This is a genomic window from Gynuella sunshinyii YC6258 (assembly GCF_000940805.1).
Classification (GTDB): domain Bacteria; phylum Pseudomonadota; class Gammaproteobacteria; order Pseudomonadales; family Natronospirillaceae; genus Gynuella; species Gynuella sunshinyii.
The window spans coordinates 2,157,929-2,176,074 of sequence record NZ_CP007142.1 but is presented as its reverse complement, the minus strand read 5'-3'; the positions used below and the strand labels follow the sequence as shown (position 1 = coordinate 2,176,074).

Below are 18,146 nucleotides of genomic sequence, written 5' to 3'. Positions count from 1 at the left end.
AGTTTGGAGGTAATCGCAATCATGATGGCATCAACATCATGACTGCTGGTGACATTCAGATCGGCGAAGGTAAAGCCGGTGTAACGCTCGCTCAACACCTGCTCACCAGTGGCAGAGTATGACAGCCGGGTAATGTAGCCCTCAGCATCGGCAATAAAGGCTACCTGACCCTGCAAATTCCGTATTTCATGGGTAACGCGATTATCACTGCTACCCGCCGCAGCACTACTGTTCAATGCGCTATAAAGCGCAGCAGCAGTGACCGATGAATCCAGGGAGAGGTCGGAAAAACTGAGCGCGGCATATTCGATCACCGTATCACGGAGACCAGTCTGAGCATCATAGCGATATTCAGTAATCAGGCCACTGGCGGAAATGATAAATACCGGTCGGTCCAGACGATCGTAGAAAGTCTGGTTACTCTGGTAATCAAAGCCGGCCAGCAACTCCACCACGTCGGCAATCTTCATACCATGGGTCAAAGTCACCGGTGTCAGATATTGCAACTGCTGAGTCTGTTGCCCCTCTGCATCGTAACGCCATTCAGTTACAACACCGCTGGCGTCAACACGGAATCGCAGTTGGTTGGCAGCATCGTAGAATGAACTGACAACCTGAGTGTTGCCCAACTTGTCGTCAGGATAGAGCATATCCAGAGCAGCTTTAATGCCTGCCAGATCCAATACTGTTTTGCTCAGATCCAGAGCCTTGTCATAACGTACCTGCTGGATCACATTACCATTGCCATCATAATTCAGCTCGGTTACCTGTCCCAAACCATTGACCTGATAATGAACCCGTCCAAGAGCATCATATGCAAGATAATTGACTTGATCGGCAGTGCTGATTTGCACATTGCTGAAATCAGCAATGCTTAGCTGATCAGCTTTTTCGGTACCGGTCTTCTGGAAATAAATCGGACTGGCATAATGAATCTCAGCAATACGTTCACCAAAACCGTTATAGCGATATTCGGTACTTGTACTGATAGCACCTTCAGCCTGGTATTGCGCCTGCGTACCAACAGATTCCAATGTGTATCGGAGATGTCCGGCATCATCATAGATAAACCAATCTTCATGACCCTCGGCATCGATCTGGGTAATCAGTTCACCTCTGCCATTGTAGTGGTATTGAGTAGTGCGATTCAGACCATCAGGATCAAGCGTTTCGGCAATCAAACGCCCTGCCGCATCATACTTGCGCACCACTTCGCTGCTGACTTCATGGTTACGGCTGCCACTGATCTGACCAGTCAGGCCAGCCTGATACAGGTCACGCACAGCATCACTGCTCAGTTGTTCATGAATGAGTGCAAAGCCATCAATATTGCCGCGGAAAAACTCACCGGAGGTGCCATTTCCGTCCTGAAACTGCTGACCAATACTTAAAGTATCTGCTTCGTTCCAAACCACTGTCGGCAAAGAGGTAACCGTGACCAGCAGCTTTCCATCAACATATACATCGATGTAGCCATTATCACCCTCAAAGTTCAGAACCAGGTGGTGAGCCTGGCCATCCGCCAAACCGAGATCCAGTACTTCAGTTTTATTCTGAGTGGAGTTGGCCACCTGAATAACCAGTTCTCCGGTACCTGGAGTCACCGAGACCACCAGTGACTGATTGCGCTTACCACCGAAAACATCATTGGAGGCACTAAGCAATACGTTACTGCCGGTTTGAGCCTCGCCGGCTTCCGTACTGAACCACGTGCTGATGGCCAAATCATCCCCAGTACGCAAACTATTCAAAGTATCGCTGATGTCCAGCCAACTGTCGGTACCATTCAGTTGTAATGACTTGCCGTCACCGTGCTGTAATGACTCCCCATAAGTAAGACCACCATGTTGTGTACTTACTATACCGTTGGCAGACTGATCATCTGTCTGATTATCGAAATTCAGTAATATTTCAGGTTTGAAATATTGGGCCAGCGCTTCATAACCACCGGATACGGACGCCCAACCCCGGTTGAGATAGGCATCGACTGCCGCAACACTGGTCAAGTCATCAAAGCTGACAGGTTCGGCAAAAATACGCTCATGAATCACATGACCATCCTGATCATATTCATAGGCACTCAGATAGCCTTCGGAGTTGATCTGGTAGATGGTCTGTCCCGAAGCGTTAGTAAAGGTACGGGTGAAGTAAGCACCTTGCCAATCGACTTTATGCCATTTGTCCTCACTGTACCCCAGGCTTTCGAGCGCACCATGTATGCCATCAGCATCCATAACCGTTGACAAATCAATCGCACGGTCATAGCGAATGGTGTCGATGACATGATGATCATAACCATCATCAATCACTTTGTTATAGGCGGTTAACTGACCTAATCTTCCTTCATAACGGGTTTCGCTGACGTAGCCATTAGCATCAACCTGATAGATCTGTCTTCCCAGGGCATCATAGGCAAACCATGACACTTCATCGCTGGCATCGGCAACCAGCAGCAAGTTTAATTCATCAACACTGACCTGAGTGCCCAATCCGCTAACATCAATACGGTTAACATACTGAACCTGCCGGGTAACGTGACCCAAGGCATCATAGTCACTACGGACAACACCACCCTCAGGGTCAATACGATAAATTTCACGCCCCAGGGCATCGTAAACCGAACGACTGACACTGCCGCCAGCGCTCTGGCGGGCAATGAGATTACCACTGGCGTCATACCAGTTTTTGGTGACCTGCCCATTGGCATCAACAGTTTCAATACTTCGATTCAGGCCGTCGTATTTAAAATAACGACTGAGCTTATGGGTGTCAGATATGGCCGACAATTGCTTCTGCAGGTCCGACATTGTGGTGGTATCGCTGACACTGACAGCGACACCGTAGCGGGTTTCGCTGAGTCGATTACCACGGGCATCGTAACCAAACACCGTTGCCAGTCCAACGGCATCCAATTTTACGATTAACTCTCCCTTGCCATTGTAGAAATAGCGGTTTGGCTTCACTACCTCTGTACTATCTGACAGCATGCTATCAATCAGAGTGCGGGCATTTTGCTGACTATCATCTGCCAATACATTACTCAGATCGAACTTCGTTGAGTATTGATATTCACTACTGAGCTGGCCCGTTACATTGTAACTGCGGACACTGACCTGACCGCTGTTATCGACCTCAATCACCCTCTGATTGAGGTGGTTATAGAAATAGCGGTGCTGCTCCAAAACCGTGTTATCAGCAACGGCTGCCTGCGCTTGCGCGATGGATACTACTGACGAGGAAAAGTGTTCCTGATCACGGTATTGTAACGTTGCAATCACATTACCATTTTGATCATAACGACTTTCGGTGACCCAGCCGGCAGCATCCACCTGATAACGTAAACGGCCGTCCTGATCGAAGATAAAACGCTCAATCTGATCGAGCTCAGTAGAGATATTCAAGCGGTCATTCACATCGTCAGCATCAATCTGCGAGGATAGTCCGGTTAATACAATTTCCCGGGCATAGTGAATTTCTGCTGCCACGTGCCCCTGATCATCATAGACCGTTTCCTTAACACCGCCGAGCTCATCGATTTCAAACTGCTGACGCCCCTGAGCATCATAGACATAGCGTGTATGGTTGCCCTCGGAATCTGTTTTCTGTATCAGGCGACCCAAACCGTCATATTGGTACGACGTGGTCTGGGCAACGCCTTCGGTGTCCAATGTCTGACTTAACAGACGACCGAGAGCATCATAACGATAATGGTTGATCGTTTCCTCAGAAGTGCCGACGCTGGCCTTTATGCTGGTTTGTCTGCCTTGTGCGTCATAACTGAACTCAGTAGTGTTGGCCTGACCATCACGGTCCCGGATAACATGCGTCACCTGTCCCTTGTTGTCGTACTCTGTGACATTGACGATAACCGAACCATTAGTGTCCCGGATACGTTCCTGCAATGTCTGCGAGAATGCGTTGTAGCTATACTCGGTAACCTGTGCCAATCCATCAGCATCTACAGTACGGCTTAAGACACGCCCATCGGCGTCATATTGATAGTGTGTACGCACACCGTTAGCGTCGCGACTGTCGAGCAAACGCCCGGCCTGATCATAATCGTTATCGCTCAATATCAGATCGCCATCACTGAGCTCTCGCACCACACGATCCAACTGGCCCTCAACGGTATATTCATAACGAGTAACCATACCATTGCCATCAACGACCTTGACGTTCTCACCTAGTCTATTAAAGGTCTGGGTGACGGAAATGCCTTCGGCTGAAGTCACCGTCAGGGTATGATCCTGATCATTGTATTGCGTGCGAACAACCGTTTCTGTGCCGGCAACGCCCTGCTTACGTTGCTCCACAGTGCGATTAAAAGCGTCAACGACGATAGTGGATACTTCTCCTGCCGGGTTGATTGTATGAACAATCTGACCTGCATTCTGATACTGCCAAGTGGTCACCTGCCCCAATTCATCGACCGCGCTGATCTTGCGACCGAAGGCGTCATAGCGACTGCGCTGATTTTGTTCCAGACCACCGACATCCAACTCACTTTCCGTCTGCAGACCACGTAGGTCATAGTTGAAACGATCAATGCGGGAGTGCTCCGCATCAGTTTGCTTCTCCTGGTATCGTAACTGTCCGAAGGCGTCATAACTGAAGGTGCTGATATAGCCCAGTGCATCGGTCTGAGTGGCCACTTGTCCACCTGCGTTATAGCTCATCAACACGTGGCGATCATCATCGGATATCTTCAGGCCGATGGTGGTCAGCAGGGTAGAGGTCAGCTCACCACCGGTCAGTGTGGTGGTATCAATACGATTGCTATAACCGATCGTCTCAATGACATCACCAAAAGCGTTATGGCGATATTCGGTCACTTCACCTGCAGCACTGATCTGGAATCTTAGCTGTCCACTGGCATCGTAATAACGATACTGAGTATTGCCACCGGCATCGGTTACGGAAATTTGTCTACCCAGAGCGTCATAACTTATCTGTTCACCATAGCTGGCATAGAGCGCATCTACTTCACTCTGAGTCATGGTGTCGCGATACAAAGCACTGCCGGCTGCATTCAAACGACCAATAATCCGGCCAAATTCGTCATAGCGTACACGTTCAATACGTTGCTCTTTCGTGCTTTCAGCAGTATGCCCAGTACGGGTTTCCAGCAAATTACCCATTTCATCGTAATGGTAATCTGTCAGAGTACCGTAACTATCGGTCATCTGAATCAGACGATCATTGGCATCATATATTTGCGTGGTGATTCGATCATTCGCACCACTGGCAGCACTGATCAGGTCAACCAGAGTGGCATCAAATTGCGCAGCTTTGACAAACTCACTGTACTGCGTTTCGGTCACAGAATGCTTACTTTCGTTGTAGCTCCAGGTTATCAGTTTTCCCTGGGCACTTAACTGCGCAATTTTGCGATTACGGGTATCGAAGAGAGTCCGACTAATCTGATCGTTGGAAGAGACGACAGCATTCTGATCAATGGAATCCACTTTATTGGCACGACGAATGACCTGAGTCTGATTCCCGTTGGCATCATATTGATACTCGGTCAGATAACCTTCAGCATCCAGACTGCGCAACAAGTTCCCGTCGGCATCGTAACGATATTCCGTACTACGGGTAACGCTATGGGAACTGGTGGTGTTAAAAACGGAGATCCGTTCTTCTGTGCTTTCATCGGTGACAACGAATTGATCTTCACTACGATACCGGACATTTCCGTCAGCATCTCGATACTCGATCGTAAACCGATGTTTACCCGCTTCCAGATGATTAAACTCAACTTCATAACCGTTGGTTAGCGGCAGAATCGGTACAAAGCTTTCATCATCCAGACGGAAATATGCCTGCAAATCACTTAGAGTGTCCCCAACCTGCCAACTGAAAGTGGTGCGCTGATAATTAGTCTGACTTTCAACCAGCCTGACCACATCGTCAAACTTCCAGGCCACGCCATCAGCAAATTCGATACGATCAACATAGTAATGAGTCGTACCATCATCTTTAAAGTACTGCTTGACTACAATCTGATCGTCAGAATCAATCAGTTTAATAATCAGGTCATCAAAGTTACGGTGTAGGGAAATTTCTGTCGACTTAATATCGCTGGCAAAGCGAATGACGTCGGGCCGCTCTCCGGGCTTCTCGCTCCAAGGATAGCTATAGCTAACAGTATTCTCAATGGTATCGTGACCGAAGCCGCGTTCGAAACGATACTCGTCTGCACCATCACCACCCCAGAGGTAATCGTTTCCGGCACCACCGATCAGAGTGTCGTCATCAGCGTCACCATACAACCTGTCATTTCCTTCTCCACCAGACAGCAGGTCATTTCCAGAACCGCCATAAAGCGTATCAGCACCTCGATCACCCCAGATCCTGTCATGTCCATTTTCGCCAGTTAGATAATCGCGGTCATCACCACCATGCAAGTCATCATTACCGGAACCTCCGTATAAAGAATCAGTCTGCTGATCGCCATATAGAGTATCGTTTCCGGCCGCACCACGAAGATAGTCACTACCTTCACTTCCATGCAACTCGGTACCATCAGCATAAGCATATAAACTATCATTAGCGTGTGTGGAGGTTATTACCCGGGCCTTGATGTCCTCAAGATCCCAGACCTCACCTGTAGAAAACTCAATGGTATTAATTGCATAGGTCAGTGTACCGTCCTGGTTGAAGAAGTTGATGACCTCCATGCCTTCTTCACGACCTTGAATATAGATGTATAGACTGTCTCCCCCACGCCGCAATATAACATCATTGATGCTGATGGATTCGCCAAACTGGATCTTATCTAGCTCTTTATCACTATAAATAGCGTAGTTATTGATGCGATCCCAACCAAAACCACTTTCAAAGAAATAAGTGTCATTGCCTTTACCGCCTTCGAGGTAATCGTTGTCCTGACCACCAATCAACAGGTCGTCGCCATCCTCACCATAGATAGAGTCACTACCAATATCGCCGGACAATTGATCATTACCTGAATGACCGTAGAGAGAATCATTACCTGTTCCACCGATCAGCAGGTTAACTTCATCATTTCCATATAGTGTGTCATGACCGGAACCGCCATCGAGGGTTACACCCGTAAGCCCGGCATCCACAGACAAATTATCGTTACCAAAACTGGCTTTAATGTTCTGATCGTTCTGATTGGCAATGAGTGTTTCATTGGTGTTCAGTTGTTGCAGCACGAGATCGCGGACTTCGTCCAGCCCCCAGGCAGTACCATCGGCAAAGCGAATCTCGTTAATCAGATGATGAGTTGTTGAAGAATGATAAAAATAATTATCTACCCTGAGCTGATCATGACCATTAACATGATATAAATAAAGATCGTTGTTTTGGCGACGAGCGATGATATCGCCAGAACTGATTGTGTTATCGAACTCAATAATATCAAACTGAGTACTGTTAGCAGCTACCGCATAATTGTTATCGATGTAATCATGGCCAAAACCGATACCAAATCGATAGACATCATCACCCTCACCACCATAAAGATTATCACTCCCGGTACCACCAACCAAGATATCATTACCGCCTTCACCGTATAGGCTGTCATTTTCGATACCACCATCGAGCAGGTCATTACCCGAACCACCATAAAGAGAATCATGCCCAATACCACCATGGATCTCGTCGTTACCCTGACCACCATATAACCAATCAGTTCCCTCTAAACCATAGAGAGTGTCATCACTATTGTAACCACTGATATTATTCTCACTGGCATCACCAGTCATGGCCATAGCTCTGATTTTCTCATTGCTCCAGACAGTACCGTCAGCAAACTCGACCTGAGCCACTCCGGTATACGTGGTATTGCTGTCATACGCCTGATTAACCAGCACAACCCGGCCAACTTCGACACCATCTTGTCGCACAAACAGATCAAGGTTATTGCCATATCGCCTGAACGACACATCTTCCGGTTTGATATCTTCGCCTAAACGGAGAATATCCTCTTCACGTTGGCCATAGATCCAGTCCTTACCTTCAAAGGCATTATAGAGATAGACATCGGCGCCACTTTCACCATACAGCGAGTCATCGTCCAGTCCTCCATGAAGAGTATCATTGCCATTGCCACCATAAATGTTGTCATGACCACTACCACCGAGCAGAGTGTCCGCTCCAGCTCCACCAACAAGCTGGTCACTGCCTCTATTACCTTGAATCAAGTCATTCGAATTATAACCAGTCAAAGTATTATTAGAGTTATCACCAATAAGCGCACGAGCACGTATTTCATCGTTATTCCATATAGTGCCATTGGCAAATTCAACTCGCGACACACCAGTATACGAACTGCTGCCATCATAAGCCTGGTTTACCAATACCACACGACCAACTTCGGCCCCGTTCTGAGTGACAATTAAATCAAGGTTATTGGAATCACGGACAAATGTAACATCTTCTGGCTTGATGCTGTCATCAAGGCGCAGTACGTCCTCAGAGCGCTGACCATAAATCCAGTCGATACCCTGTTTTGCGCCATATATATAAGTATCAGCTCCAGCTTCTCCATATAAGCTGTCGTTACTACCGCCGCCAGCTAATGTATCATCCCCCCCCTTTCCGTAAAGCCGATCATTCCAATCTCCTCCCGTCAAATGATCAACACCATCACTTCCATATAGACTGCTATACGAATCATCGACTGCCTGAACTCTGGTGCGGATCTCACTCGCACTCCATATTGTGCCGTCGGAAAACTCTATTTGTTTTACACCAGAATCAGAACTGGACAACTGATTCGAAACGATAACCCGACCGACTTCAACATCATTCTGTCGAATAATGACTCCGACATGATTACCATATTTAAGCAGCTGCACGTCGTCAGGATTAATGTGATCGCCTAAACGTAAAGTATCCTCACTTCGCTGGCCATAAATCCAATCTGTTCCCTCATTGATATCATACAAATAAACATCAGCGCCGGCCTCACCATACAGCTTATCCTCGCCTCTACCGCCTGATAGCAGGTCATTACCTGTTCCTCCGAGCAGGATATCTTTACCATCTCCTCCCTCTAAGGTATCTGCTCCTGCCCCTCCCTGAAGAGAATCGTTTCCACCATTACCTTGCAATAAGTCATCACTGGAGTATGCAACCAAATTATTGTCTTCATCATTTCCTTGTAAGGTTAAAGTACGCAGTAACTCAGCATCCCATACAAGACCATCTGCAAACTCAACTTTTGACACCCCGGTATAACTATAACTCGATTCCCTGAATTGATTTAACAAAACAACATGGCCAACTTTGATGCCATTTTGGATCACTACGATATCTAAATTGTCACCGTACCGACCCAATAACAGATCATCTGCTTTAATGCTGTCATCAAAACGCAGAGTATCTTCATCACGTTGGCCATATATCCAGTCTTTACCCTGGTTGATGCCATAGAGATAAACATCTGCACCAGCCTCACCATAGAGGCTGTCACTATCCAATCCACCCCAGAGTATATCTGCACCAGCACCACCATAGAGAGTGTCATATCCACTGCCACCATTTAGCGTATCATTTGCACTTAATCCATGCAGAGTATCGTTCCCGGCCCCTCCATCAATAAATGTCGATTCACTAAAACCACGCAACCTGTCGTCGGTGTCTTTTGGCTTGATGACTTCCGCTTTGATATCGTCCATGGTCATAACGGTACCATCGCTTTCAAACCGGACCTCCTGTATCGCATAACGGGAATCCAGGAAATCTCTCACCCGAACAGTATCCCCGCTTTTAAGATGCTTGAGCCTCAGTTCATCACCGTACCGGTAAAAGACGATGTCAGATGGCTTGATCGCTTCACTAAAGACAATCGCGTCCACACTGCCAGAATCATCGTGATAGTTATTGATATAATCATTGCCAAAACCAATATCAAAGTAATAGATATCGTTGCCGTTACTTGCATCCAGATAATCATCACCAACCCCACCAACAAGCAGGTCATTACCTGAATTGGCGGACAGAGAATCATTGCCAAGACCGCCATACAAATTGTCATCACCATCATCTCCAGTTAGAGAATCATGGCCATCACCACCTACTAGAAGATCATTTCCTGCACCACCTCTGAGCGTGTCATTTTCGCCTCCACCAGACAAGCGATCATCACCTGCTCCTCCATACAGGTTGTCATTACCCTGTCCACCTTCCAGCGTCTGAGTAACATCATCAACATAGAGATTCTGGTTAAAACCAAACGACTCCTGCACCATACTTTTGACATCACTAATGGTCCAGACAGTTCCGTTGGCAAATTGGATTTCACTGATAACATCTATCGATGTAGCGTTATCACGGAAGTAGTCATCAACCTTGATACTGTCATCCGAGCCGGCAAAAAAGATATAAAGATCGTTTCCAGATCTCTTCAATGCTGCGTTATCAGAATCTATTCCTGCTCCGAAGCGGATAATGTCAAAGTCTCCACTTGCACCATTGTTTTCGATAACATCCTTACCAAAACCGATCTCAAAAAGATAAACATCATCCCCTGCATCACCCCAAAGCATATCATTGCCGGCACCACCAACCAGAGTGTCATTGCCATCCCACGCTGATAACGTGTCATTACCCAGGCCACCAGAGATATAGTCGTCATCATTTCCCCCATACAGACTATCATGACCGGCATCTCCGGATATGATGTCGTTACCTGAACCGGCGCGTATACTATCGTTGCCGGTTCCACCATTCAGCAAATCTGCTGATCCGGAGCCATAAATATTGTCGTTACCATCCTGTCCATCCAGCGTCGAAGCTTCGGGTGTGGCATAGACCAGATCATCATAATCGTGAGTTACCTGAGCCAAAGCGTTTATCTGGTCCGGATCTAATGTTGTACCGTCCGCCAGACGGATTTCATCGATAATGTAGGCGTTATGTGCTTTCCAGTTATTGAAAAAAGAAGAGACAGTCAGTACATCTTCAGAATTGTTAATGCGGATGACCAGCGAATCTCCTGAACGCCTGAAATTCAGATCATCCAGGGTGATGTTTTCACCAAATTCGATGACATCGAAATCTCCAGCAGTACTTTCGCTGGCGATTTCATAGATCCTGTCCTGACCAAAACCCAGTTCAAACCGGTAAACATCACTATTATATTCACCATAGAGAACGTCATTTCCGGAGCCACCTATCAGCGTGTCGTTTCCATACCAACCATATAAAATATCGCCGCCTGAACCACCCTCCATGGTATCGCGTCCATCACCACCATAAAGTGTGTCAATACCTTCCTGCCCTTTCAGATAATCGTTGCCAGCATCCCCCCTCAGAGTATCTGAGCCGGTGCCACCTGCCAGATAGTCATTGCCAGCGCCACCATAAATCGAATCATTGTCATCGCCGCCATCGAGAATATCGTCACCAGAATCACCATGAATGGTATCGTTTCCACCGCGACCATAAATAACATCCGATTTATTGGCATAACCATATACATTATTGTCTGCATCATTGGTTTCAATAACCAAGCGGGCAATACTATCGGGTGTCCATACCGTACCATCGGCAAAGCGGATTTCGTTTATGGTATGAATACCCTTAAAGTCTTCAGAAAAATAACTGTAAACCCGAATACTGTCTTCTTTGCCAATGAAGCCAAGAATCAGGTCATCACCTGATCGGGTAGCTTTAATGTCCGAAGCAGAAATATCGGTATCAAATAGAATTATATCGGTCTGCTGACCAAAGGTATCAGAGTTATATAGAGCGTTACTGATAGCGTCATTACCAAAACCGCGCGAGAAGAAATAAGTATCACTACCTTCCCCTCCAGCTAGATAATCATTACCCACCCCACCAATCAGGGTGTCATTGCCGGCACCAGCTCGTAAACCATCATTCCCCAGGCCACCATCCAAAATATCATGGCCAGCATTTCCCCAAAGACTATCGTTGCCGCTACCGCCGAAGAGCGTATCATTTCCTTCATACGCACTTAAGATGTCATTGCCACTCCCACCAATGAGCACATCGACACCATTACCGCCATTTAATCTGTCGTTTCCACCTTTTCCATCAAGAGTATGACCAGAACTCAATACCCACATTTGATCTGATTCCGCAGAACCTATCTCCGACATGGCACGTAACTGTTGATAGCTCCAGGTGGTTCCATCGGCAAATTTTACAACCTCTATGCGCGCATTAGTCTGACTGTCTGATACAAAAAACTGCAGTATAGTGATGTTGTCATCAGCGCCTTTGACTCCAAGGATCAGGTCACTATCACTACGGGAAACCCGAATCATATCCGGGCTGAAATCAGCACTGAACTCTATAACATCGTGAGCAGATCCTACATCATCATTATTCTCTCGTGTATTATCGATCCTGTCTGAACCAAAATTTTTGGCAAAGAAATAGGTGTCACTACCAGAAGAACCTACCAGCCAATCATTGCCCAACCCACCCTCAAGACGATCGTCTCCGTCGCCACCATAAAGGCTATCGTGGCCAGTGCCACCATATAGCTCATCATTTCCTGCAGCACCAAACAGAGAATCACTTCCTGACTCACCGTTTAGAACATCATTTTGTTGATTGCCATAGAGTGTGTCATTGTCGTAGCCACCTCTCAGGTTATTTTCTTCGTTATAGCCATAAAGCAGATCTTTCAGGTGTGAACCGACCAGGACTTTTTGTCGAACATCCTTGGCACTCCAGGTCGTACCATCGGCAAAACTGATCTGATCTATTCGGTACTGAGTGTTGATGTCGCCATCATGGAAAAAATCAACCACTGTCAGTCGGTCGCTGGAATCATTGAATGTAATAATGAGATCCCGATTGGTATTACGGGACAGTTTGACATTATCAGCCTGGATTGATGGACCAAAACTGATCTGGTCCAATCGTTCATTCAAGTCAAGTTCACCATCCGCATAATTATGAATAGTGTCACTGCCAAATCCCTGCTCGAATACATAGGTGTCGTTTCCGACACCTCCATACAAATGATCTGATCCTGTACCACCAATTAAAACATCGTCCCCGGCATTACCATATAAAGTATCGGCCCCTTCCAGTCCAAGCAGCGTATCACCACTACCATACCCTCTGACAATCTGGTCGTGATAATCGCCAGTCAGCACCATTTTTTTCAGCTGATCAACACTCCAACGAGTATTATCTGCAAACACCACCTCGGTAATATTGACAACGGCAGGCTCTTTAAAGAAGCTATCCACGGTTATCTGATCGCCGCTTTGACGATGAATCAGTACCAGTGCTGTACCATTGCGACTGACATCTATGTCATCAGCCATAATGGTGTCATCAAATATTATTCGGTCTGCATTGCTACCATAAGCATCAGTATTCCCTGATGATTCATAAATAGTGTCCTGACCAAAACCAACAGAAAAGTAGTAACTGTCATTTCCACTTCCACCATATAATTGATCATTTCCGCTACCTCCGGTCAGCTGATCATTCCCGGCATCACCATAAAGCCGATCATCACCATAACTTCCCTGAACAACATCATTGCCATCTCCACCATGAATTGTAGCGCGATAATCCCCCCCCTTAAGGGTCTCATCACTTGAATCCCCGGTAATATCAACTACCGCCAAAGCTGGGTTTTCGGCTTTGTGCAGATCAACAATGGAATTAATATTACTGGCATTCCAGACAACATCGTTGGAGAAACGGATTTCGTTGATGTAATAATTGGATTTAAAATTCGAGTAAAAATATCTATTGATGACGAGACGATCGCCACTGGCACGGGACTGTATGATCAGATCATCCCCAGACCGGATCGCCCAGAAATCATTGTCGGTCAGTTCACCCCGGAAATCGACTATATCGGCTCTTGATGAAACAGATGTCGAATCATTGTTACTGATATAGTCTTGACCAAAACCTGTCTCAAATATGTAAGTATCATTACCATTATCGCCATACAAACGGTCATTTCCGGCACCACCGATCAGCAGGTCATTTCCGTAACTACCATATAAGGTGTCGTATCCAGACATCCCTTGTAAGGTATCTCCACTGCTACTACCATGGAGAGCGTCATTTCCTTCTGCACCATTTAGTGAAGAACCTTCATCATAGGCATATAGAGAATCATCATGACCAGTGCCTTGAGTAGACCGTAAAATGATCTCGTCAAGACCCCAGACAGTGCCATCAGCAAACTGAATTTCATTGATTTGGGAAGAATCATATTGCTCAAAGCCAGCAACGGTAATCCGGTCAGTAGTGTTGGCAACACTCAGGATCAGATCATTTCCACTAATGCGTAACAAAACCTCCCGACTCAAGATGGTGTCATCAAAACGAATAACATCTATACGTGAATCAGAACTTTCCTCATTATAAATGAGGTCCTGACCAAAACCGGCACTGAACGAGTACACATCATTGCCGGTACCACCATAGAGCGTATCGTTACCGATACCGCCTATCAAGGTGTCATCGCCCGACTCACCATACAGATAGTCATTGCCATGCCCACCTATCAAGGTATCATTATTGCCTCTACCGTACAGTGAGTCGTTGTCGCGTCCACCGATCAACCGATCGGCTTTGTTTTCACCATAGATGGTGTCGTTGCCCAGACCACCATCGATACTGTTGCTGACATTAACATCACCATAGAGGGTCTGGTTGTAGTCAGCTTCACGCTTGGCCAGTTCTCTGAGATCATCAACCGTCCAGACAGTACCATCGCTAAACTCGACTTGATTGATAAGAGTATTTTGATAGCCTGAGTGATAAAAATAAGCCAGTTCCAACCGGTCTTCCTTACCGATGAAACCAATCATCAAGCTGGTTCCAGAACGATAAAGCCGCGCATTCTCAGGTGATAAAGAGCCACCAAACCGAACAACATCCATGCGTTTGTCGCGAGAGGCACTTTCTGAACTATTATTCAAATAGTCCTGGCCAAAACCATCTTCAAAAATGTATGTATCTGATCCAGTACCTCCATTCAGGTTATCATTCCCTTCACCACCTTCCAGGATATCGTCCCCACCACCACCGTAAAGAGTGTCGAAACCAATGGAGCCGATAAGTACATCATTACCATTATTGCCATCTAAACTATCAGCACCAGCATTTCCGACAAGAGTATCGTTTGTATCCGATCCAGTCAGGGTATCATTGCCTTCTCCACCATTCAGACTGGTATATTCACCTATGGTCCATAACCGGTCATTTCCATCTGTCGCAACCACAGACAAATCGATTAAGTCTGTCACACCCCACGACGAACCATCATCAAAAGCCACCTTGCCAATCTCAGCTGTGGACCGAGAAAAGAAATTTTCTATCGTTACGCCGTCACTGGTACCTTTCAGTCCAAGATGAATATCAAGTCCATTACGAGTAACTCTGATATCATCTTTTATAATCCCTGCTCCGAACTTTAATATATCCTCATGGCCATTTTGCAGCGAGTCATAAAATTGTTCATACGTATAAATAGTATCCCAACCATCACCTTTGTTAAAAAGATAGACATCTATCCCACGACTGCCATAAAGCCTGTCGTTACCAGTATTTCCTTGTAAGGTATCGTTGCCATATTCCGCATATAACGTATCATTTCCGGAACCACCTATCAGATAGTCATCTCCGGAGCCGCCTTTTAGAAAATCATTATTGGCACCACCGGAAAGGGTGTCGTTTCCGCTATCTCCATATAGAGAATCAGAACCATCATGTCCGAACAGACTATCGTTACCGCTTCCACCACGAATAACATCGTTATCGCCATACCCATATAACTTGTCATTACCATCATAACCATACAGAGTATCCTTCTGAATATTACCTTCGATGACATCATCCTGATCCGTACCAAAGGCATTCACATTGATCTTTTCAATGTTACGGCGTTCGTTGTTAATGGATATCAGCGCAGACTGGAAATCCTGTACGGATGAGTCTATTTCTTCTGTTTTGATCAGGCGGGAAGCACCATCATAATAATAGCGTGTCAGCAGACCATTCGGATCGGAAGACAGAATCCGTCGCCCGGCGGCATCATAGTGATTCTCGCTGGCCCGGTCATTGTCACTGGCAGTTATGCCTATATCACTCAGTGTTACTGGAACAATACCATCATCACTCCACCATGCCTGGGTATTGACCCGATTAGCATATACAGTGGTTTTAATAATCTGATCATTCGCATCATAACTATATTGAGTAATTGCACCAGTACCATCTACTGTGGCAATTTTTCGATTACGGGCATCGAAAAACTGATAACTGCGCACACCATTGGCGTCCTGCCGGGCAATGAGGTTACCATTTGCATCATAACGGTATTGACTAACATATTGAGTGGTACCTGTAGCACTGGCCAAGGTTTTACTGATGGTCCTGCCAGCATCATCATAAGCGGTGATTTCGGTGGACTGATTAGCGTATTTGACAGTCAGTTGCTGCCCTGCGTCATCATGTACATAAACAGTCGCTGTTGATAAAGGATCAATCTCACTGATCAGACGACCGACACCGTCATAATTGAACAGTTTAATTTCTAACTTGGAATCACGAACAATCGCCCGGGTTCGCAATTGCCCGTAAACATCATATTCGTAGGTGAAGTACTTGGTTTGATCATTTTCGACGCCAGCACCATCTTTATCGACAGCATTATATTCTGTACTGGTAAACAGCTGGCCTGAGCCATCGTACGTATAAGTCACCAGACTCATACCACTCTTACTCTGTTCCTGGCCCCACTGACTCAACTGAGATTCAGTTAACGCTTCATCCTCAGCGAGGTCTGCAAGGTTGTACCGGGCTTGCTGCCAGCCAAGATGCTCGACAAGCTGTCCCTGAGAGTTATAACGATACTCATTGACAGAGCCAGCAGCGCTGACTTCGAAGCGTAAATTTCCGTGGCTGTCATATATTCGACGCTCTGTGGTTGGTTCACTCGCCTGTTCTTCACCACTACCATCAGGGTCTGGTATCAAATAAGTTGCTCTGGTTAACCAACGGTTATTCTCGTCATACGTTGTCTTAATAGTATTGCCCAGAGCATCCCTTCTAAGTGTTTGATTGCCCTGTTGATCATATTCGAACGTAACAACATAACCACTGGCATCTGTTACTGAGATGACGTTCTCATTATCATCATATGCATATGTGGTAACAGCCCTCTGGCCGTCTACTGCAGGGGTGAGCACTTGTTCTATCTGACCAGAAGCACTGTAACGATAAGTCCATATCTGGTGGTTGGCATCTATAATAGTGGTACTACGGCCTTCAAAATCATAACTGAGAGTAGTACTGTTGCCATCGCCATCGGTTATACCGGTCAATCTCCATTGGCCGTCAATTTCCGTATAATTAAATGACTGGACGATGCCAGAACTGTTACTGACAGAGGCCAGCCGTTGAGAATCACCATGATAGGTATAAAAAGTCTGATATATTTGGCCATCTGCAATACTGCCATCTGATGGCGTCAAATCCATTGTGACAGAGACCAGGCGCCCAAGAGTATCGTAAGCATATCTGGCACTGGTGATAAGGTGGTTATCGCGATTAAGCTGAATCGAAACGACTCTGCCGTCACTATCATATTGATAGGTTAAAGTTTGTTGATCTGCCGATACGATACTTGCTAACTGATCAGAGTCATTGTAGTTAATCGTACTGGTCTGATTATTAATATCACTGAAAGCAATCAATCGGCCATTACTATCAAATACTTCCGTTTTACCACTACTGCCATCATGCCATACCCATTCATTATTATCGCCCTGGCGAACCAGATAATCGTAAGCGCCTTCACCATCTGTTGTCACAAAACGACCACTGGCAGTATCCAACAAAAAGCGTGATTCAGTACCGTCAATATCTATCCGTTTAATCTCACTGGCACTGATAAACACCAGGCGCTGACTATAGCTTTGCAAGAAAGAACCACCGCTGGCATCACCACGAATACCAAGGCTGTTATAGATCCTGGAGATGGAAAAATCGGTTCCCTGAGTAACAAAACTGTCATCTTCCCGGGCTAATACCAGATTACCATTTGAAATATTGACGGTTAATTGTTGCTCAGAACTATTACTGGATGTCTTCTGAGAATTTAAAGTTAATTCAGATCCAAGTAATCCCAAACCTTCATTGCCAACAACAGTAATCAT

General features: G+C 46.1%; 1 protein-coding gene (cut by a window edge). It reads right to left on the bottom strand.

The genetic code is table 11. The annotated features are described in order from the left end of the window. Positions 1-18,146: the 5' portion of a calcium-binding protein gene (locus YC6258_RS30915; RefSeq protein WP_044616770.1), read on the bottom strand. Its footprint begins 11,143 nt before the window's first position; 18,146 of the gene's 29,289 nt are visible here — the first part of the coding sequence; its start codon is at positions 18,144-18,146; its stop codon lies beyond the left edge, outside the window.